Origin of the sequence: Pseudoalteromonas luteoviolacea S2607, from assembly GCF_001625575.1 — a bacterium.
In the GTDB taxonomy this organism is placed as follows: domain Bacteria; phylum Pseudomonadota; class Gammaproteobacteria; order Enterobacterales; family Alteromonadaceae; genus Pseudoalteromonas; species Pseudoalteromonas luteoviolacea_E.
The window spans coordinates 400,325-422,605 of record NZ_AUXV01000056.1 but is presented as its reverse complement, the minus strand read 5'-3'; the positions used below and the strand labels follow the sequence as shown (position 1 = coordinate 422,605).

Here is a 22,281-nt window from a genome sequence, read left to right as displayed (position 1 = left end):
GGGCCTGTATTTTTGTGAGAGGAATTACAGAGCCCCTAAGACTCATTTTAAAAATAATTTGAATACAACTTACTTAATTTGCTTTTCCACATAATTGTAAGTAAGTAAAATAATCTGCGAACGAATTCAAACCTAAAAGAAGTAGAGTTTGGTCTATTCAGCATTGAACACCAAACGGTTTTGATTATCGCGCGTGTTCTCTTCACACTATGATCGCGCGCCTAACCTTGTGAGATATAATTATGCTTAATCCTTTTGATATCGTAATTTTTGGTGGGGGCGGCGACTTAGCGTTGAGAAAATTGTTGCCCGCAATGTATAGAGCATATCAAGAAGGCAACTTGCCTCAGGGTACCCGCATATTGCCGACTGTTCGAGAAGAAAGTAAAAAAAATGAATATATAGACACGGCACATAAAGCGCTTCAAGAGTACCTCGGCAACGATGAATACAACAATAAAGACTGGAATGAATTTGCCAAGTACCTCGTACCTGTTGTTGTAAATGTCACAGAAGCAGACGACAACTGGGATTTACTAAGAGAAATACTCGCGTCAGATGACGAAGATAAATCCAGAGTATTCTACTTATCCCTTCCACCTGCTGTATATGGCACATGTTGTGAACTTCTTTCTAAAAAATCCCTCATTTCTAAAAACTCTCGTGTAGTTGTTGAAAAGCCAATTGGCTACTGTGGTGAGTCAGCGGAAGAAATTAACGCTAAAATAGCGGAATACTTTGAAGAGGAACAAATATTCAGAATAGACCATTATCTTGGAAAAGAAACGGTTCAAAACCTTATGGCATTGAGGTTCTCAAATGTTTTATTTGAAAACCTTTGGGATGCTAAAACAATCGACAATATTCAAATCAGTATTTCTGAGACTGTTGGCTTAGAAAGTAGAGCTGGCTTCTATGATAAAGCCGGAGCACTTCGCGATATGGTACAAAACCATCTGTTGCAGCTATTATGTCTTGTCGCTATGGAGTCTCCTCATAAGCTCAATGCGAACAGCATACGTAATGAAAAACTAAAAGTTTTGGAAGCACTTCGACCATTGACCGATGAGTTAGTCGACGAAAATGTAGTCAGAGGCCAATATGTCCCAGGCGACTTAAATGGTAATCTAGTACCAGGTTATTTGGAAGAACTTGGCGAAGGGTCAAGCAAAACAGAGACATTTGTTGCGATTCGAGCGCACATTGAAAACTGGCGTTGGTCAGGCGTTCCTTTTTATCTTCGTACAGGCAAACGCATGAAACAGCGTTGTGCCGAAATTGTTGTTGAATATAAGCCTGTATCTCACAATGTATACGACGATAAAGTTGGGCCTATTTTACCAAATAGATTGATTATCAGATTGCAACCAGAAGAAAGTATCCAGCTTACGCTGATGTCCAAGCGGTTAGATAACCTTGATATGCAGCTAGAGCCTGTGACGTTAAATATCGAATTGAGCGAAAAATACAGTAATGGGTTCCATTCTGATGCATACAAACGTCTAATGCTTGATGCAGCCGCTAATAACCCGTCTTTATTCATACATAGGGATGAAGTTAGACAAGCTTGGAAATGGATTGATCCGATCATTGCTAGATGGCAAGAGAAGGGCACTCCAGCATTGTATCGTGCGGGCTCTTGGGGTCCTGAATCAGCTGATGAGTTACTTGCAGAGAAAAACCACGCTTGGTTCAATGTTGGAGAAAACAATTAATGGCACTATTAAACGAAAAGTTCTTTGATTCAAAAGACGAAATGACTGAGCACTTGGCTTCTCTTCTCGAAGATACACTCAGCACTGCACTGCAATCAGATGGTAAGGCGAGCATGTTGGTATCAGGTGGATCATCACCTGCACCTGCATATAAGCGTTTATCAAATTTGGATCTTGATTGGAGTAAAGTAACGGTTGCGATGGTAGATGAAAGGTGGGTTGAGCCGACTCATGAAAAATCAAACGAAGCATTTATTATTTCAACGTTATTGCAAAACAATGCATCTACGGCAGATTTCGTCACGATGAAAAACAGTGCTGAGTCGGCAGAGCTTGGTCAAGCTGCTGTCGAGGGTGAATACCAATCTTTGAAGCAGCCTTTTGATGTGACTATTTTAGGGATGGGACCGGATGGACATACCGCTTCTTTATTCCCTAATGCCAGCGGATTAGAGTCAGCATTACATACCGAGCAGCTTGTTTGTGCAATCAATGCAATTCAAAGCGAAGTTACTGGAAGTATTACTGAGCGAATGAGTTTGTCGCTCTGTGGTATTGCGAATACAAAACACGCAATTTTGTTGATAAGCGGTGATGCAAAGCGTGAAATCTACGAAGAGGCTAAACAGCCTGGTTCTGAATTTGATATTCCGCTAAGGGCTGTTTTAGGCTTACCCGATTTAAACCTAAGCGTGTTTTGGTGCCCATAAGTACAACATACAAAAAAGCACCTTGGTAGGGTGCTTTTTCTTTCTTCTTCTCTATACAAAAAATCTTTTCACAACTTTTCTTCTTTTGCGTCTTTTAAGTACAACTTGTTATTAGTCTTTTGTACTGTGCATACCACCTTATTGAATTAATTTCGTACCTATTACTGATTTAATTACATTTGTGCCTTATTATTTACATACTTTATTATGAAAAGTTATATGCAGGAAAGGCAGTATGAAAGTATTTTTACTGATTATTGTTGCTAATAGTCTAATTGAGAAAGAGGGTGGGGTAGGTAACTAATTAATTTTACAGTCAGTTTTTCAGCGTTTATTAAATCTGCTGCAAGTATTCTTGAAGTACAGCTTTTACTAGACACGAGCGTACAAATAAACTAAAATGACAGCGTTGTCATTGAGAATGTTTATCACCTTGAACAGCTTCTGCCCAGGCTATTGTTTTGGTAAACTCTTCAAAAAGCTGCATTAAAAATACGCAGTTCTTAAATTAGATACAAAAAATTTGTATCAATCACCTCAGAAACTACAGATTTATCCTTTTCCTGTGGTATATTAATACTCGTTTGTAACAAAGTATATCCAAATCCAAAATAATCCTTTATTTTTTAGGCTTTTAGCTTTTGAAATGAAAAATTTTAAAGTGTTAAGACAAAAAACATGTAGCGATTATGTAATTTTGGGTGTATGGTTTGTTATTAGATGACAGCGTTGTCATCATCACTGGGCAGAAGTGATTTAAAAACCAACAAAATGATTCAAGGGGAATCCTGTGTTAGCTAATAATTTTAAGAAAAGTTTACTAGCTGCAAACATTGGTCTTGCGTTAACCGCAGGCGTATCTGGTGTAGCAGTTGCTGAAACCGGCAATCAAGTTCAAGAAGACGTAGAAGTAATTGAAGTACGCGGTATCCGCCGCTCTTTAGAAGCATCACTAAATACAAAACGTTTTTCAGATTCAGTAGTCGATGCTGTAACAGCTGAAGACATCGGTAAAATGCCGGATAAAAACGTTGCAGAGTCACTACAGCGTATTCCTGGTGTAACAGTTCAGCGTCAATGGGGTGAAGGTGCTGCGGTTTCAATCCGTGGTGTTGGTAACGACCTAACTTTGACAACTCTAAACGGACAAAATGTAGCATCTACTGGCTGGTTCGTATTTGAGCCTGCTAAACGTTCTTTTAACTATTCTCTATTACCATCAGAACTAGTAGGCGGCTTAGAAGTTTATAAATCTTCTCAAGCAGATCTATTAGAAGGTGGTGTAGGTGGTACAGTTGTTGTTAATACACGTAAGCCACTTGATTTAGATCCTCTAACTGTTTACGGCTCAGTAGAAGCGTTACACTCTAGTGATTCAGATACGACTTCACCTCAACTTTCTGGTCTAGCAAGTTGGAAAAATGATGATGAAAACTTTGGTGTTTTAATCGCTGCTGTTTCTCAAGAGCGTGAATTGCAACGTCAAGGTAATGAAGCTTTCTGGCAATGGGGTGCAGGCCCTGTAGCTTTCGAGCAAGAACGTAAGCGTAATGCATATGCTGCGACTTTCCAATTTGCACCGTCGGATGAATGGGATATTACATTCAATGCGATGGATATGGAGATGGAAGCTAACAACGTAAACTATGCTCTTTTCTTAACTCAAGCAGATACGACTTGGGGTGGTGGCGAATCGGAAGCATTCATCGAAGGCACGCCAGTTCGTGGTCCTCTAAACGTTGGTTTCTGGCAGGCTCGTCCTCGTGAAGCGACAATGAGCTCAGAGGTTTACGACTTAAAAGTAGAATACAAAGGCGACGGCTACGAATTAAGCTTCCAAGCTGGTGATACTTCATCAACTGGTGGTACTGACTTTGAAATTGAAGTATTTGATGCAAATGGCAGAGCACCTGAGTCAGGAACTCCAATTGTAGATGGTACTTACGATTTCTCAAACGGTAACCAAACTTGGAATCTTCCTAATGGTATTGGTGGCGCTTCGATTGCAGACTACGTTCCTTCACACGTAGCAATAGCGAGCTGTCAAACAAATGCATCACACTGTTCTCGTATGAACAGAACGCCTAAGACTGATGAAGAGCAATACTTCCAAGCAGATGCAAAGTTTGAAGTTGACTTTGGTCCTATCACATCTCTTAAGACTGGTTTACGTTACTCTACGCACGAAACAACAAGCCGTCGTTATGAGTTTATTACACCAGATTCATTCGACCCTTACTTTGATACGTCTGCACTAACAGGTGAGAAGATCGACATTGGCTTTGGTGATTACCAAATGACGAAGTTCGATAGTGCTACTTTCGTTAATGCGGCTAAAGCAGCAGTTACTGGTGAAACTGAAGATCTTGGTGCATACAGCCACATTGAAGAAGATAACCTAGCACTTTATGTAATGGCTAACTTCTCAACTGACTCATCTCGCGGTAACTTTGGTATTCGTTACGTCTCTACAGATGCAACATCTCATTACTACCTAGACGGTGCACGTGAAAAGTCTGATGCTGATTACTCTGAGTTCTTACCAAGTGCTAACGTGGCATTTGACTTAACTGAAGACGTAATTCTACGTGTTGCAGCTTCTCGCACACTATCTCGTCCTCAGTACGTTGATATGTACGTTAACCCTAATGTAACGGGTGCAAATGATAACGTACCAAACAACCAAAACTGGATTGTTGGTAACGTAGGTCTTAAGCCATTTATTGCTAATAACTTTGACTTAGGTGTTGAATACTACTTCAACGAAAGCTCTCTAGTTTCTGTTGGTTTCTTCATGAAGGATGTTAAAAACTTCATGTCAGTATCTCAACGTCAAGCAACAGCTGCTGAAATCGATTACCCTCTAAACGCTGAAGAACAAGCGTTCGGATGGACGGTTGAAGAGAAGCGTAGCCAAGGTTCTGCAAATGTTGAAGGTATTGAATTCCAGTACCAGCAAGACTTTGGTAACGGTTTCGGTACGGTTTATAACTATACTTACACAGAGACTTCAGTATCTGACAAGATGTTGTTCCCTGACCAAAACCCAGTACTTGCTGACAGCTCTCGTCACACGTACAACATAACAGGTTACTATGAGAACGAGATGTTTGAAGTTCGTGCTTCTTACAACTGGCGTTCAGAGTACATGATCCGTGATGTGGGTGCATATGGTAACCGACTTCATGATGACTACGGTACACTTGACCTAAGCGCGACTTGGCATGTTACTGAAAATATCGACCTAAGACTTTCAGTTGTAAACCTACTTGAAGAAGATGCTATTCAAGAAGGTAATAACAACTTCTACTCAGAGTACACAGGCTTTACACGCGGCTTCCCAGTATACGCGTATGAAATGCCTCGTTTAATCTCAGTAGGTGCTAGCTTCCGCTTCTAATTTTTATTAGAGTGGTCTAAGAAAAAGGGAGGTTACCTCCCTTTTTTAGTTTCTGAGTAAAACGAAATACAATTTTCTGGAGAAGCTGTGATAAAGAAAATCGTAATAGTAGGTGGGGGGACAGCTGGGTGGCTCGCTGCCAACCATTTAGCCAAAAAGTTACAACCTTACAATACCTCACAGGTGGAAGTGACACTTGTCGAGTCCCCCGATATTCCCACAATAGGCGTTGGCGAAGGGACTGTTCCCATGATGAGGAGTACACTGCAATATTTGGGTATCAGCGAAACCCAGTTTATCAGAGAGTGCGATGTTACCTTCAAACAAGGAATTAAGTTTGTAAATTGGTTAAACAACCCTGATGTTAAGCAACACGCATACTATCACCCTTTTGATTATCCATTTTTAGAGAAATTTGACCTCAGTGCATATTACTTACTTGGGGCATTTGAAGATTTTAATAGTTATTCAGAGTTAGTCGGTTTCCAAAGCCACGTTTGCAACGCTAACTTAGCGCCTAAATCGATTACTCACACAGAGTTTCAAGGGATCTCAAATTACGCTTACCACTTAGATGCTGGTAAATTTTCGAATATGCTCCAGAAGCACGCTACCGAAGTGTTGGGTGTTAACTATATTTCGGCAACAATGAAGCAGGCGAACGTAGGCGCTAACGGCGAAATTACTTCTATTGAAACCCTTGAAGCTGGTGAAATTGAGGGGGACTTCTTTCTTGATTGCACTGGGTTTAGTGCAAAGTTAAGCAGTGGTGTTTTAAATGTGCCTTTTGTGGATAAGAAAGATACTTTGTTTGTGGATAGCGCACTGGCAATTCAAGTTCCTTATGGCAAAGAAAATGAGTCTATCCCCAGCTACACCCTGTCCACAGCGCAAAAAAATGGCTGGATTTGGGACATCGGTTTAACCTCTAGGCGCGGAATAGGCCATGTTTACTCTAGCAGTCACACTTCTGACGAACAAGCCTTACGCGATCTATCTGACTATTTGAAAATGCCTGATGAGCAAGTCGACGCGAGAAAGATTTCAATGAAGATTGGGTATCGAGAAGAAGCGTGGACAAAGAATTGCGTGGCGATGGGCCTTGCGCAAGGCTTTGTAGAGCCACTAGAAGCCACAGGCCTTTTAGTATTCGATATCACCGCTAGAATGCTAGCAGAGCAGTTCACATTTGAGCATAAAGCGATGGAAGCGAACGCAAAAGCATTCAACCGAAGAGTAAGCCATATGTGGGACAAGGTTATCGACTTTATCAAGCTTCATTACTGCATTTCTAAGAGAAGCGATTCACAGTTTTGGTTGGATAATCGCTGTAAGAGTTCAATTCCTGAATCTCTGCAAGAAAAGTTAACACTGTGGCGATATCAAATACCGAAGGCTTATGACTTTAGTTCTACTTTAGAAGTTTTTAACCTCGAAAATTATTTATATGTTTTATATGGAATGGAATTTGACACAGACATTTCTGCATTATCATGTATATACCAACAAAAAGAACTGGCGAGAAAAGAAGTGGCAGAAATCGTAAGGTATGCTCAGAGCCTTGAAAAACAGTTAGAGCCAAATAGGACGCTGTTGGAGAAGATTAATCAGTTTGGTTTGAGCAAGGTTTAGCCCAAAAAAATGGAAAGTTCACACAGCAAAACCAGCTACGAAGCATTAAAATCGGCGCTTATAAACGAAGATAGCTTAAACGTAGCGAAACAGATAGAAGGGTTGCTTGTTCAAGGTGCATCAGTAGCAACATTACAACAGGGATTGATGTGGCTCTATCAAACCGGACGCTATAGCCATTTTGTAGGTGTGATGGCTAAGGTTATGCAGAAGTCCCCCTCTTTTGAATCTGGGTATAAGTTTTTGGCGCATAGCTATCGCTCGCTTAAACAGCATACGAATGCTATTAATTTGCTGCGACAGGCGTTGGCATACCATTCTGATAAAGCTTCGATACACAACCAGCTTGGTATTTTATATCGAGAAATAGGAGAGCTAGAACAAGCCTCAGTGTGTTTCAAGAGTGCTTTAGAGATCAAACCCGATTTTTCAGAGGCTTCATATAATCTAGTGCGAGCGCAGCCGGGCAAGGATCTTTTACACACTCACAACCTGAAAGAACGTTTCTCCAACGCAGAAAGTAATAAAGACAAAGCGTTTTATGCATTTGCCATTGCCAAACAGCTTTCAAGTAGTCCAGACGAATACGTCCACTGGTTACATAAAGCCAATGAAATACAGCGCAAGATAGTGCCTTATAATGGCGTTGATGAATTGGAAGCACTGCGCGCAATTAAAAAGAAGTTCTCACATTCCGAATTAGATAAAAGTGATAATTCTTCTGCACAGCCAATATTTATTGTAGGAATGCCCCGAAGTGGGACGACACTGATTGAGCAAATACTCGCAGCACATAGTGAAGTAACAGCAGGAGATGAGTTGTTTGAGTTTGCTCGTTGTAGTGCTGAAGTTGCGGCAAAATATGTGCCTCGAACTGCGTTTCCACATTGGTTAGGCAAAATCAATACCGAAGCATTAAATAAAGTAGCTGACCGATACCTAGAGAATACGGCGTTCTTGCAAACGGCTACTTACTTTACGGATAAAATGCCACAAAATTTCAAAGCTGTTGGACTGATACATCAGGTTTTCCCCAACGCAAAAGTCATCCATTGTAGGCGTTCGCCGATGGATACTATATGGAGTTGTTATGAGCAGAACTTTGGGTTAGGTAATGGCTTTGCCAATAGTCTAGATGATTTAACAGACTATTACATAGAGTACGACAAACTGATGTCTTTTTTTGAAGATACATCAAATGGGGCGATCTTTACATTAGAGTATGAAGCGCTTATCGCAAACCCGAAAAAAGTTATATGCGAAGTACTGTCGTTTTTAGGGCTGGATTATCAACAAAGCTGTGAACATTTTTATGAAGGCAGTAAAGTTGTTCATACTGTGAGTGATCAGCAAGTGAGAAAGCCAATATATACATCGTCAGTTCAAAAATGGCGTAAATATGAAACGCATCTGTCACCTTACCAACGGAAACTGAAATAGGGTAGCGCATCATTGTGCTACCCTCCTATTTGTTAGCTATTAATTCTCTTGAGTGCGTCTTCGTGGGTCATAACTGAACCGATGAGTCGCTTTATCCTGTTTTGCAGTTCATCAAAAACAGCTTCGTGCTCTGAATAATCATATTCAATATTAAGCTTGGGGGCGTGGCCCATGCCATAGAGAATATATCTATAGTTTTCATCGGTAAAACAAGATGTTCCCGCACTGCCTATATCTGCGAATTCACATGGTTTATTACGCCATAGTGCTAACTTTTCTATCAATTCTGGACAATGTTCAACAGATTTTCTTGCTTGCACCCAAAACTCGCTGTCGTCTCTGTCAGTCAAGCAGTAGTGCAATACAATAAACTGTTTTAAATCATCATAAGCATGCCTCATTAATCGGTTATATGAGTCTTTAACCGATAGTGGCACCTGTGTTCCTGTCAGGTGTGTAGAAAGTAATCGTGCCCCAAGATTAATCAAGTGCAAGCCTGTCGACTCTAAGGGCTCAATAAAACCACCTGAAAGACCAACACAGATACAATTACCAACCCAAAACTCTTTGCGCCTGCCGATTTGCATATCTATATGTGTTGTTTTGATGAACTCACTTTCTTCACCGAGGAAAGACTTGAGCTCTTCTTCAGCCTCTTTTTTAGTTAGGCGGTTTCCATCATATACATAACCAGTGCCTTGACGGTTTGCGAGGTCAATCTGCCACACCCAACCATTACTCAAAGCTGTTGCAACGGTGTAAGGGTTCGGCGTTTTATTTGCTGGTAACTTTCTTTGAATTGCAACCGCTTTATTACAAGGTAATGCTTCCTCGAAGCTTTCCCAATTGTTCGTACTAACTTTATTGATTAAGAGGCCTTTAAACCCCGTACAATCAATAAATACATCAGCAGAAAAGTCTCCCTTTTCGGTATGTACTGTATCGATATTTCCATTCGCAACTGAGATATCGGTTACGGTGGCTTCTACGTGTTTTACGCCCGCAGCAGTGCATTTAGTTTTTAAAAAGCGCGCCATTTGGGTCGCATCTAAATGATATCCGTATGGTGTGGGCGCTTTGTAGCCGGTTGAGTTAGGTAACTTAGGCGATAGGGCGTGTTTGATGGTGTGGGAGCTTAAACATACGCCTTCATCATATCGCTCTTGCTTATTTCGATCACTTAGGAGCCAAGCTGTGGCAATATCAATATTTGACCCGAGTTGCTGTTGCTCAAAAGGGTGGAAGTACTCATGAGTTTCGCCTGACTCAGTCGGTTTCATCCAGTTTCTGAACATGATGCCTGACTTGTAGGTAGCTTGGGTTTCTCGCATTAGTTCTTGTTCGTTAATCCCCATAGCTGCAAAGAAGTATCGAATTGAGTGCACAGTTGCTTCACCAACTCCTAGAATACCTATATCTTTACTTTCAATTAGCGTAATGTCGATCTTGTGTGATTTGCTATTGTACAACTCGTTTAGATATGCTGCTGTCATCCAGCCAGACGAGCCTCCGCCTACAATAGTTATACTTTTTATCGATTGCTCAGACATGATAGTTACTCCAGTTCTCAAACTTGTAACAAAGTATACAGGTATAGACAGCGATGTCATTTAATTCATGTTACATACTTTAAGTTGTTGACATAGAGCAAGAAGAACACAGCAGGTTGACTAAAAACTCTACGGCAGCTTTTTGGTCATTTGTAAAATAAATGAGAAGTTCATAAATTCACTTCCAATTTGTGTTCAAAACCATTAGCCTTAGGGCCACTAAAAGTAATAATTACGAATTTGAATGGAGTAGTATTATGGCGGAGCAGCAAGTGCAGCCTTTACACAACGAGAAGCATGCCAACATTAAAGTTAAAAACGGCATCAATGTTGAATTTCTTAAATCTCAGCACCTAATCCCAGTTGTTGCACATGAGTTTGCTCGTGTTGCAACAGAGTTCCCAATGGCATTTGTTAAGAATACTGAAACTGGTCAATTTCAAGCAGTTGCTTTATTCGGTTTAGAACCTGGTGAAAACCTATATGTTAGAGACGGCAAGTGGCAGGCAGGTTTTGCACCGCTAGCTGCTGCTCGTTACCCTTTCGGTTTAGTAAAGCACCCTGAGGAAGATCAGTTCGGTATCGTTATCGACGAAGCAAGCCCATTAGTTGGTGAAGAAGAAGGTAACGCTTTATTTGCTGATGGCAAAGAAACTGAGTACCTTCAGGCTCGTAAAGAAGCCCTTGTAAACTATGTTGAGTTTGCGCGTGTAACAGAAGTATTTACTCAGTTCCTTGCTGATAAAGAGCTACTAGTACAACAGACTTTAACTGTTGATATCGCTGGTGAGAAAAAAGACATCAACGGCATTTACTTAGTAGATGAGCGTAAACTAAACGAGCTTAGCGATGAAGAGTACCTAGAGCTACGTAAGCGCGGTTACCTAGCGCCTATTTTCGCTTTCTTGACTTCAACTCATCAAGTAGCGCGTCTAGCTCGTCTTAAAGCTCAGCTACCAGAAGCTTAATATGGTAAGTTCACTTTGTGAGCTTGACGAACAGATAGAAACGCTTGCACCGCAAGCGTTTTTTTATGCCTCAATATTAAACCGCGTTTAGTTTACACGAAAAGCTACACTATGGTTGCAATCAACGATTTTATTTACACAGGCCTTAGTTCAGTCACTCAACGTCAATTCACTTTGTTTGGGCGATTTTCACCGTGCTTTAACGCAAAAGCTTGCCTCGTCTCGTGTTTACGCGCATTGTTATAGCGTTAAAAATCCAACAAAAGGATAAAAATGAATAATAAGATTTTATTGGGGCTAATGCTTACGCTAGCTTGTACAGGGGCTGTCGCAAAGCATGCGGAACAACCTATCGCAATCGCCATTCATGGTGGTGCTGGTACCATTGAGAAAAGCCGTTTTACGCCAGAAAAAGAAAAAGCATACCGGGCAAAGCTTCAAGAAGCTGTGGAAGCCGGGTATAAGGTGCTTGAAAACGGCGGTGATAGCTTAGATGCAATTACAAAAGCGATCAATATCCTAGAGGATTCACCATTTTTTAACGCAGGTAAGGGAGCTGTGTATACCTATGAAGAGAGTCATGAGTTAGATGCTTCTATTATGGACGGTCGAAACCGACAAGCAGGTGCGGTATCGGGTGTTAAGCATGTAAAAAACCCAATTAATTTGGCTAGAGAAGTGATGGACAACTCTGTACACGTTATGCTCAGTGGAGAAGGTGCTGAGGAGTTTGCTAAAAAGCAAGGTATTGAATTGGTAAAATCACAATACTTCAATACCCCTGATAGATATAAATCTCTCTTGCGTGCTAAAGAAAAGCTACGCCAACAAGAAAGCGGTACTAAAGATTACCAAGCGGCACATCAGTCTTTACCAGCAGAGTTTAAAATGGGCACCGTTGGTGCAGTAGCGGTTGATAAACATGGAAACTTATCGGCAGGTACTTCAACAGGAGGTATGACAGCTAAACGATATGGACGAGTTGGGGACTCACCAATCATTGGTGCGGGCACGTTTGCTGATAATCAATCATGTGCTGTGTCAGCAACTGGCCATGGTGAGTATTTTATTCGTTACAATGTAGCAGCTGATATATGTGCCCGAGTGGAATATCAAAATAAGTCTATCGCTCAAGCTGGCAAGGAAGTGATATTTGGGCGTATGTTCCAAGCTGGCGGTACTGGTGGCGTTATAATTGTCGATAGTCAGGGCAACATCAGCATGCCGTTTAACACCAAAGGCATGTATAGGGCTAGTAAGTCAAGTTCTACGCCGACTTATGTAGGTATTTTTAAGTAAAAATAAACGGTTATTGATTCTTAGGCAAATTTATCAACGCCAGCTACTATTATAAATGTAGCTGGCGTTTTATTTGGGGGAATAAATAATGCAATCAGTTAAAGTAGCAGATTATCTAAATCATAGACCCGTCACATTTAGCGCAAGCATGCGTATAGAAATGGCGGTCGAAAAACTATTACAAAGCGGTCAGTCAGGAGGACCTGTTTTGGACGACAATCACAAAGTGATTGGCTTTTTGTCTGAACAGGACTGTATCAAAAAAATGTTAGAAGCGACCTATCAAAATGAGTCGCATAGCATTGTGTCTGATGTGATGAACAAAAACCCTGTGTGTGTTCACCCCGAAGACAGTATTTTGCAAATTGCTGATAAGATGTCGAACGATAAACCAAAGCTTTACCCAGTTTGCGAAGAAGATGGGCGACTTATTGGGGTCATAACACGTGCTCACGTTTTACTCGCTTTTGATAAACATTTGCATGACACCTACGAATCAGGGAACAGATTTGTTTAAAAGTCTGTTTTTCCTTGGGTAGAAGCATGAGGTTTTGATAGACTACGCGGCGATTTTGGAATTTTCAAGGTGTCGTGTAGTGGACTTAAAGTCGTTATATTCAGATATTCCTTTTTGTTTAAAGAAGGATCAGTTTTTATTTAAGAAACGTCTTCAAGGTGTGAAAAAAATCACTGATGAGAAAAAACAGCAAAAGGTTGTTGCTCAGATCAGTGAATCCATTGCGCGTAGCCAACAATTGAAAACCCAAAGGCAAGAAGGTTTGCCCCAAGTTTCCTACCCAGAATCGCTACCAGTTAGCCAAAAGAAAGACGACATTAAAGAGGCTATTGCAAACAATCAGGTTGTAATAATTGCTGGTGAGACTGGTTCGGGTAAAACGACTCAATTACCAAAAATTTGTTTGGAACTTGGTCGTGGTATCGATGGTTATATTGGGCACACTCAGCCTAGACGTCTTGCTGCCCGAAGTGTCGCTAACCGTATTGCAGAGGAAGTTGGGTGTGAACTTGGTGAGGAAGTCGGTTTCAAAATCCGCTTTAGCGATCAGGTCTCCGACAAAAGCTATATCAAATTGATGACGGACGGTATTTTACTGGCTGAAATACAGCAAGATAGATTTTTAAATCAGTACGATACTATCATTATTGATGAAGCCCACGAACGAAGCCTTAACATCGACTTTATCCTTGGTTATTTAAAAAACCTTCTGCCAAAAAGACCAGATCTCAAAGTTATTATCACCTCAGCAACGATTGACCCTGAGCGATTCTCACAGCATTTCAATGACGCCCCTATAATTGAGGTGTCCGGTCGTACCTTTCCTGTTGAGGTGCGTTACAGACCCGTTGTCGATGTATCTGGCGAGCAAAGCGAAGCTGAAAATGATCAACTGCAAGGTATATTTGATGCCGTGGATGAACTCTGTGACGCAGGGCCTGGTGATATTCTAATATTTATGAATGGTGAGCGAGAGATCAGAGACACCGCAGACGCACTCGGTAAACGCAATTTAAAAGGGGTCGAAATTCTCCCTTTATTTGCTCGCCTCTCTAATGCTGAACAAAATCGTATTTTTGCTCCCCATAGCCACCGAAGAATTGTACTTTCTACCAACGTTGCAGAAACCTCTTTGACGGTACCTGGCATCCGCTATGTTATCGATCCAGGTACTGCTCGTATTAGCCGCTACAGCTACCGTACTAAAGTTCAGAGGCTACCTATTGAAGCTGTGTCTCAAGCAAGTGCAAACCAAAGAACTGGTCGCTGTGGGCGTGTCGCAGCTGGTATCTGTATTCGTTTGTATTCTGAAGAGGATTTTTTATCACGCCCTGAGTTTACAGATCCAGAAATTCTACGTACTAACCTCGCATCTGTTATTTTGCAAATGTTGGCGTTAGGGTTAGGTGATATTGCCAAGTTTCCATTTGTTCAAGCGCCTGATAACAGAAACATCAAAGATGGTATGTCGTTGCTTGAAGAGCTTGGTGCTGTTAAAGCGGCTAGTCGCAGAGAAAACGCAAAGCTCACGCAGGCGGGCCGCAAGCTCAGTCGTTTACCAATCGATCCACGTCTGGCTAAGATGGTACTGTCTTCGGTTGAGCAAGGTGCATTAACCGAAGTTATTATTATCGCAGCAGCGCTGTCGATTCAAGATCCGAGAGAAAGGCCGCAAGAAAAGCGCGGAGCGGCAGATGAAAAGCATGGTCGTTTTGATGATCCAAACTCCGACTTTATGGCATTTCTAAACTTATGGCAGTATTTAGAAGAGCAGCAAAAATCACTCTCAAGAAGTCAGTTTAGAAAGCTATGCCAAAAAGACTTTTTAGCTTATATGCGTATTCGCGAGTGGCAAGATATTGTTTACCAGCTGACTACAGTATGTGATGAAATGGATATGAAAGGCTCTGGCAATGAAGCAAGCTATGAAGCAATTCACCAAGCATTACTGAGTGGTATGCTGAGCCATATTGGTGTTAAAGATGAAAAACAGCACTATAAAGGTGCCAGAAACAGCATTTTTCATGTTTTTCCAGGTTCTGGTTTATTTAAAAAGAGCCCTAAGTGGTTAATGTCGGCAGAGCTTGTAGAGACCAGTAAACTCTATGCACGTATAAACGCAAAAATTGACCTCTCGTGGGTGGCGCCCTTGTCGCAGCATTTGGTTAAACGCAGCTACAGTGAGCCGCATTGGGAGAAGAAACAAGGGGCTGTAATTGCGTTTGAACAACAGACGTTATACGGCCTGACTATCGTATCTAGAAAGCGCACAGTATACAGTCAGATTGACCCTGTAATTAGCCGTGAGTTATTTATCAAAGAAGCGTTAATTGGCCAGCAATTAGGGCAAAAAGCCCTGTTCTTGGAATACAATCAATCTTTGATAGAAGAGATCCAATCTCTAGAAAACAAAGCGAGACGTAGAGATATCTTGGTTGACGAACAGCAGATGTTTGAATTTTATGATGAACGTATTCCCGCTGAAGTAAATAATCGTGCGGCATTTAACAACTGGTGGAAAAAACAAAGCAACAATCGTGTATTACACATGGACCGAGATGCACTCATGCGCCATGGCGCTGATAAAGTCACGGCTTTTGACTATCCAGATACATGGCAACAGGGCAATTTAACCTTAGCGTTAAACTACCATTTTGAGCCTGGGAAAGCGGTTGACGGCGTATCTGTTATTATCCCTTTGGCACTATTAAATCAAATTCAACCTGAAGGCTTTGACTGGCATATTCCGGCACTGCGCCATGAATTGATCTGTGCATTAATTAAGAGCCTACCTAAAAACTTAAGAAGGAACTTCGTCCCAGCACCAAATTATGCAGACGCGGTACTTGCCTCTTTTGAGCCATTGCGAGGCCCGTTACTAGACTCACTGGCGACGCGATTACTGCGTATGACAGGGGTTAAAGTACAAGAAACGGATTGGGATTTATCTGCACTGGAAAATCATCTTAAAATGCAATTTGAGATTGTTGATGACAGTGGAAAAGTGCTTGCTCACGGTTTTGAATTAAGTGCCTTAAAGGAAAAGCTACAAGGGAAAGTATCACAAACTCTATCTAAGGTAGCTGAAAAAGGCATAGAGCAAGAGGGCATTACACAGTGGCAGTTTGGTGCGCTACCTGAAGAATATACCAAGAAACAGGGTGGTTACGAGATAAAAGCGTTTCCTGCACTGGTAGACAACAAAGAAAGCACAGCCATAACTTTATTTGATCACCCAGAGAAGGCAAAACAAGCACACCAAATTGGGCTAAGAAGGCTGGTGTTATTGAATATTCCGTCTCCTGTAAAATATTTGCAGCAACATTTACCCAATAAAGCCAAATTAGGTCTATATTTTAATCCGTTTGGAAAAATCCATGATTTAATTGCAGATTGTACAGCTGCTGGTGTAGACAGCTTGCTAGGAAAGTTTGACGCGATTAGGGATGAAAATGAGTTTGAGCGCGCAAAAGAGTTTATAAGGGGTGAGCTTGGCGATAAAGTCGTTGAGATTGCGTCACAGGTTGAGCAGGTTTTGAGTATTGCGCATGCCGTTAATAAGCGCATGAAAGGACGCGTTGACCTGACAATGATTACAGCACATGGTGATATTAAGTCTCAATTAGAAACGCTCATTTTCAAAGGGTTTGTAAGTGCGCATGGCGCAGATAAAATGACCGACTTATTGAGATATCTAAAAGCAATAGAAAAACGTTTAGAGAAGCTGCCTGTAGACCCTAATAGAGATAGGTTATGCGTGCTGGAAATCGAAAAAGTATCTGAACTGTACTTACAAAAGTACAACAAAGTACCCAAAGGTATGCCAATACCGCAAGATTTATTACATATTTTTTGGATGCTACAGGAACTTAGAGTCTCATTGTTCGCTCAAACATTAGGTACACCTTACCCAATTTCGGCTAAGCGTGTTAGCAATGCGTTAAATGAAGTGGATTTATAGGAATTGACTTGCATTTTGCCTTGAGACAATTACCTTAATAAGAGGATATGATTTTTGGATTGTGAGAAGGAAGCGGCATTGACTATGTCCACGCAGCAAAGACGGAGTAGAACACCGCACGTATTGGTTGTTGATGACGAGTATTTCAATTACGAAATGTTATCTATGGCCTTGTCGGATGCGTTTAAATTCAGTTATGCGGAATCAGGGTTAAGTTGTTTATCTAATGCAATAGCAGATCCACCGGATGTCATTTTGCTCGATGTTTGTATGCCGGGCCTTGATGGTTACGACACATGTCGTATGCTAAAGAACACCCCTGAGACCAAAGATATTCCAGTAATGATGGTATCGGGTTTAGAGTCTGAACAGGAAAAACAAGCAGGGTACGAAGCAGGTTGCGATGAATATGTAGTAAAGCCATTTGCGATGCAATCTCTTTTGGAAAAAATAAAAAATATGGTCTAGGAGTTCACTATGATCCATGAAGACAAACGTCGCTTTATGCGCATGATGGTTAACGCTCAAGCAGAATTAACAGTTAGCCAAACTGGGGAGAAAATCATCGGTGTGTGCCAAGATTTAAGTGCAACAGGGTTATCTGTTGAAATCGAAAGCCCACTCGAAGTAGGCGAGTTGATAACCGTTTTTATTAATAGTAAAAGCGCGACAATTCCGCCGTTTAACGCGAATGCCAAAGTTGTTCGCTGTGGCAGTGCGGAAAGTTCACCTGACTCTTATATTATTGGTTTAGAAATCGTACAAATTAACTAAATTCATCAAGAACAAAGCGAGTTTTGGCTCGCTTTACGTTCTGCATCTTCCACGGTTTTTGCACATTCTTGGTAAATAATGTGATCAGCTTATCTGGTATTCACTATTAGCTGCCAATCCTCATGGATAAGACCGTCACTTAATTCAATAGAAATTTTATGGAACAACAACTTGCGACGAAAAAGGTAAGCATTGGTACCAAAGCCAACTTGTTTAATAACAATGGAGTTGCGATGAAACTTACCTTGCGACGAAAGTTGCTAGCCATTTTGCTGTTGGTTAACGCCGTATTAATTTCGGCCGTTTATTACGCGAACCAACTGGCGTTTGAAAAAAGCTTTCGAGAGTATTTACAAAACAGTAGCCGTGCTAAACTGGTTGCGATTATGCCTACCGTTAGAAGCAACTTTTCATTATATGGCGAGGAATGGGTTTCTAGACATAACCCGCTATGGCCAAGACTCGTAGGTGAATTTGAAGGCCGCTCAGAAGCAGAAATAGAGCAGATGGCGAAAAAGCCAAGAAGGGGACCTCCCAAGCATCATAGCAAAGAAAGACGCGAGGGAAAGCCTGTAAGAGGGTCTGAAAGCAGAGAAGGTCGGCCGCCAAAGCCTAAACACAAATCCCCTGCTAGATTGGTGTTCAAATCTGTGAGTGGTTCGATGCTAGTCGGTCGCCCAAAATCGAAACATACAGCATTGTGGCAACCAGTTTATCAAAACGAAGACAATTCAGGGCAACTACTAGGCTACATTGGTATTGCTAATGGCATGGAGATAAGCAATTCATTAGACGCATTATTTGCAAGTCGTCAGCAGCACTGGTTTTTAGGTATTGCCATTGTTGCTATGCTAGTCAGTAGTTTATTAGCTATCCCATTTAGCCGATTTTTAGTTGCGCCAGTATTATCATTGCGAAGTGCAGCAAAAAAGATAGCTTCTGGTGATTATAAACCACCTTTCAAATCCCACAGCAAAGATGAGCTTGGTTTGTTAGCGCGAGATCTAAATACACTGGCATTAACACTTGCTGAAAATCAGCGCTCTCGACAGCAGTGGATTGCGGATATTTCACACGAGTTACGAACCCCCATAGCTGTATTTAAAGCTGAACTAGAGGGCATGATAGATGGCGTCATTGAGACTGACGAAGAGCAGCTAAACTCACTATACGACGAAATTAACAGGCTTACCAAATTAGTGGATGACTTACATCAACTGTCTATGTCAGATAGAGGCTCTCTCAGCTATAAAATGGCCGAATGTACGTTGATAGATATTGTTCAACACACTTTTGACTCCCATGCCGCCACGTTAAAAACACAGTATTTTGAATGGTCAATTACAGGTGAACCGGATATCGAACTGTATTGCGATGAAGCGCGTTTGGCACAGTTGTTTAATAACTTAATGCAAAATACGCTACGCTATACGGATTCCGAGTTAGGGCAACCGGGTGTCATTAAAGTACATTTACAAAGAAAGAAAGGCAATGTGTGTATCCAGTGGCAAGATAGTAGCCCAGGCGTAGAAGTGGACTTGTTGCCAAAGCTGTTTGATAGATTGTACCGAGTAGATCAAGCGAGAGATAGAGCGTCTGGAGGGTCTGGGCTAGGGTTAGCTATTTGTGCGAGTATCGTTCAGGCACATAATGGTCAAATTCATGCACTATCGAGTGATTTAGGAGGTGTTAACTTTGAAATTACACTACCGATTAAATAATAAAGTTAACTACCCGATGCAAAAAATTCGCAAGATCAGCAATATAAAGCGAATAAATTAATAAGGTACTGACATGAAAAAACAAAAAGTATTGATTGTTGAAGATGAAGAAAAACTCGCAAATATTCTAGGTAAGTACCTTGAGCAAGCAGGCTATGAATACGATATAGTCATGGATGGTGCTGATGCACTTAAACGTTTTTGTACTTTCTTACCAGACATTATTTTACTGGATTTGATGCTGCCATCGGTGGACGGTATCCAAATTTGCAATCAAGTTCGCAAAGATTCGGCAGTGCCTATCATCATGACTACGGCAAAGGTTGAAGAAATTGACCGTTTATTAGGTCTAGAAGTCGGTGCGGATGACTACGTCTGTAAACCTTATAGCCCCAAAGAGGTTGTAGCACGAGTTAAAGCGATTTTGAGACGGACAAACGGCTCAGGGCCGATACAGACTGGTCTGCACTTAGACGAAGAAACGTTGTTTGTTAACTATGCAGGCAAGCGAACAGATTTAACTCATGTGGAGTTTATGCTGTTACAAACAATGTTCAAACACCCCGGGCGAGTCTACAATCGAGCACGTTTAATGGACTCAATTTATGATGACGATAGGGTAGTCAGTGATAGAACAATTGACAGCCACATAAAGAAGATCCGTAAAAAGCTTCATGATATTGCACCAGATTGCGAGTTTATTCATTCGATTTATGGTGTTGGTTATAAGTTTGAAGCGTAAATAAATGACGTGTTTAGCACCTTGGCAAGCGCAATTTTGCAAAAGTTTTCAGTTACCCTTTGGTTATGTCACGCAAGTTCAAAAAACGTTGGCCTGGCTAGATAAAACGATGGAGCAGTCAGAAGCCCCGTTGATTGTTGCCATATCTGGATGCCAAGGAAGTGGGAAGTCAACATTATCAGCCTACATGGTTGCCTACCTGCGCGAAAATGGTGTTCTTGCAGAGTCAGTTTCAATTGATGACTTTTATCTCAGTCAGTGTCAAAGAAAGGCTTTAGCAAGCAATTATCACCCCGCGTTTGAAACCCGAGGGGCACCCGGAACACATGATGTTAGAGGGGCTATACAGGTGCTCCAAAGCTTTAAAAGCAATGAGCCGTTTGTACTTCCCCGCTTTGATAAGTCAACGGATAACCCATTTCCTGAGTCTGCTTGGACGAGAGTGAGCAATCCTATAGATGTATTGATCATTGAAGGGTGGTTTCTGGGTATACCAGCTCAACCACAAGCACTGTTAGCCGAGGCATGTAATCAGTTTGAAGTACATCAAGATGCAACGTCAGAATACCGAAAACAAGTTAATGAGTTTTTAGCCTTAGATTATCAATATCTGTTTAGTTTGTTCGATAAATTACTATATTTAAATGGTAATAGCTTTGAGCATGTATATAACTGGCGCTTGGAGCAAGAGCAAAAGTTAGTGATGAAAACAGGTAAAGGGATGGATCACAAGCAAGTACAGGAGTTTATCCAATCGTATCAGCGATTAACGCAATGGGGGATAGAGCAGCTACCCGAACTATGTGATTTAGAATTGGTGCTAGATGCAACTCGCAATGTAAAAGCGGTAGCTGATAAAAATAAATGAGCAAGTTTGATTATGTCAAAATCGTTTGTACTAATACCGTCATTACCCCTCGGTAATCATATTACTTCAAATAATAAAGGCGCTCGATAGCGCCTTTATTAATTTTTAAGCTGGTTAGCTATCAATTAGGTCTTCAACACCTACGATTAGCCAAGGGGCATCACCCTGAGTTTTGCGTTCTAGGTGCCAAACTTCGTGAATTGGCTCTTCTTGCATATCACCCAAGTCACGGTATTTACCTCTAAACATAACACTGATTTCCCACTTATCAGCGTTTACGTCTGCACGAGCAAGTTCAGCATCAACAAACATGACTTCAGTTGCAACATCGCCCTGCTGTTCACGCTCTTGGCGGAACTCTTCAACTAGCTCTGGGCTTAAATATTCGGCCATTGTCGCGTAGTCTTTTTTGTTCCACGCAGTTTGAATGGTTTGATAGTGAGAGCGGGCACCTTGTAGGAAGCCGTTTACGTCAAAATCACGTGGTAAGTTAAACGGTACCTCTTGCTGAGCGCCAAAGCCTCCGGCGTTTTGGTTCGCCTGAAATTGCTGAGGTTGTGAAAACGGTTGGCTTTGCGATTGTTGGCCAAAATTGTTTGGCGCCCCAGCCATTTGCGGCTGTTGTTTTTTACTCATAAAGCTCTTTATTACTTTAAACAGTACAAATGCAGCTACTGCCAATAAGATCATTTCAAGGAACTGGAAGCCTTCAAAGTCATCACCAAGCATTGCTGCAATTAGGCCGCCAGCCAATAGGCCGCCTAGAACACCTGCCATAATGCCTTTTTTGCTTGATTTTTTCTTAGCGCCTTGCTGAGCAGCAAGAGATTTTGTATCTACTTGCTTTTTTTGTTGAACAGTGGATGTCTGATGTGTTTTGCCTTTCTTTTTACCGCCAAACTTTTTACGAGCTTCAGCATCAAAAGCTGTTGCAAACAACATCGAAACGATAGTCAATAAAACAAAAAATTGTTTCATGGTTTT

The 22,281-nt window shown here is 41.4% G+C and carries 16 protein-coding genes; 14 read left to right on the top strand and 2 right to left on the bottom strand.

All coding sequences use genetic code 11. The annotated features are described in order from the left end of the window. Nucleotides 1–242: 242 nt before the first annotated feature. The 5 genes from zwf to N480_RS18915 all read left to right on the top strand — a co-directional run bounded on the left by zwf (nucleotide 243) and on the right by N480_RS18915 (nucleotide 8,897). Nucleotides 243–1,715, top strand: coding sequence for a glucose-6-phosphate dehydrogenase (gene zwf, locus N480_RS18935; protein WP_063373992.1), 1,473 nt, complete (start codon nucleotides 243–245; stop codon nucleotides 1,713–1,715). Continuing rightward, nucleotides 1,715–2,425 carry a 6-phosphogluconolactonase gene (gene pgl, locus N480_RS18930; protein WP_063373991.1) on the top strand — a complete coding sequence of 237 codons (711 nt, stop codon included), beginning with the start codon at nucleotides 1,715–1,717 and terminating at the stop codon, nucleotides 2,423–2,425. Before zwf ends, pgl begins: the two co-directional genes overlap by 1 nt. 790 nt (nucleotides 2,426–3,215) lie before the next feature. Next, the gene (locus N480_RS18925) at nucleotides 3,216–5,825 is read left to right on the top strand and encodes a TonB-dependent receptor (RefSeq protein WP_063373990.1); all 2,610 of its coding nucleotides are present in this window, start codon (nucleotides 3,216–3,218) and stop codon (nucleotides 5,823–5,825) included. An 87-nt stretch (nucleotides 5,826–5,912) separates the two neighbouring features. Next, a complete protein-coding gene (locus N480_RS18920; RefSeq protein WP_063373989.1) occupies nucleotides 5,913–7,457 on the top strand; it encodes a tryptophan halogenase family protein in 1,545 nt (514 codons plus the stop codon). Nucleotides 7,458–7,466: 9 nt separating this feature from the next. Continuing rightward, nucleotides 7,467–8,897 carry a sulfotransferase family protein gene (locus N480_RS18915; RefSeq protein WP_063373988.1) on the top strand — a complete coding sequence of 477 codons (1,431 nt, stop codon included), beginning with the start codon at nucleotides 7,467–7,469 and terminating at the stop codon, nucleotides 8,895–8,897. Between the two features lie 32 nt (nucleotides 8,898–8,929). Here the strand turns inward: N480_RS18915 and N480_RS18910 are convergent, their stop codons facing one another. Continuing rightward, nucleotides 8,930–10,447 (bottom strand): tryptophan halogenase family protein, encoded by a 1,518-nt coding sequence (locus N480_RS18910; RefSeq protein WP_063373987.1) that lies wholly within the window; start codon nucleotides 10,445–10,447, stop codon nucleotides 8,930–8,932. A gap of 257 nt (nucleotides 10,448–10,704) precedes the next feature. On the opposite strand from N480_RS18910, the gene N480_RS18905 reads away from it, so the two are divergent. The 9 genes from N480_RS18905 to N480_RS18865 all read left to right on the top strand — a co-directional run bounded on the left by N480_RS18905 (nucleotide 10,705) and on the right by N480_RS18865 (nucleotide 21,297). Continuing rightward, entirely contained in the window at nucleotides 10,705–11,415 is a 711-nt protein-coding gene (locus N480_RS18905; protein WP_063373986.1) for a SapC family protein, read from the top strand. Nucleotides 11,416–11,715: 300 nt separating this feature from the next. After that, nucleotides 11,716–12,714, top strand: coding sequence for an isoaspartyl peptidase/L-asparaginase family protein (locus N480_RS18900; protein ID WP_231102292.1), 999 nt, complete (start codon nucleotides 11,716–11,718; stop codon nucleotides 12,712–12,714). 88 nt (nucleotides 12,715–12,802) lie between these two features. Further along, nucleotides 12,803–13,231 carry a CBS domain-containing protein gene (locus N480_RS18895; protein WP_063373984.1) on the top strand — a complete coding sequence of 143 codons (429 nt, stop codon included), beginning with the start codon at nucleotides 12,803–12,805 and terminating at the stop codon, nucleotides 13,229–13,231. A 79-nt stretch (nucleotides 13,232–13,310) separates the two neighbouring features. Beyond that, nucleotides 13,311–17,192 (top strand): ATP-dependent RNA helicase HrpA, encoded by a 3,882-nt coding sequence (gene hrpA, locus N480_RS18890; RefSeq protein WP_063373983.1) that lies wholly within the window; start codon nucleotides 13,311–13,313, stop codon nucleotides 17,190–17,192. A gap of 84 nt (nucleotides 17,193–17,276) precedes the next feature. Beyond that, a complete protein-coding gene (locus tag N480_RS18885) occupies nucleotides 17,277–17,660 on the top strand; it encodes a response regulator (RefSeq protein WP_063373982.1) in 384 nt (127 codons plus the stop codon). A gap of 9 nt (nucleotides 17,661–17,669) precedes the next feature. Beyond that, nucleotides 17,670–17,966: a PilZ domain-containing protein gene (locus N480_RS18880; RefSeq protein ID WP_063373981.1), complete on the top strand. Its 297-nt coding sequence runs from the start codon at nucleotides 17,670–17,672 to the stop codon at nucleotides 17,964–17,966. 158 nt (nucleotides 17,967–18,124) lie between these two features. Beyond that, a complete protein-coding gene (locus N480_RS18875) occupies nucleotides 18,125–19,687 on the top strand; it encodes an ATP-binding protein (RefSeq protein ID WP_231102286.1) in 1,563 nt (520 codons plus the stop codon). Between the two features lie 73 nt (nucleotides 19,688–19,760). Further along, nucleotides 19,761–20,429: a response regulator gene (locus tag N480_RS18870; protein ID WP_063373980.1), complete on the top strand. Its 669-nt coding sequence runs from the start codon at nucleotides 19,761–19,763 to the stop codon at nucleotides 20,427–20,429. 4 nt (nucleotides 20,430–20,433) lie between these two features. Beyond that, complete coding sequence (locus N480_RS18865) at nucleotides 20,434–21,297, top strand: hypothetical protein (protein ID WP_081231924.1); 864 nt, start codon at nucleotides 20,434–20,436, stop codon at nucleotides 21,295–21,297. A gap of 114 nt (nucleotides 21,298–21,411) precedes the next feature. Here N480_RS18865 and N480_RS18860 read toward each other — a convergent pair whose 3' ends face one another. Then, the gene (locus N480_RS18860) at nucleotides 21,412–22,275 is read right to left on the bottom strand and encodes a Tim44 domain-containing protein (RefSeq protein WP_063373979.1); all 864 of its coding nucleotides are present in this window, start codon (nucleotides 22,273–22,275) and stop codon (nucleotides 21,412–21,414) included. Between the last annotated feature and the right edge of the window lie 6 nt (nucleotides 22,276–22,281).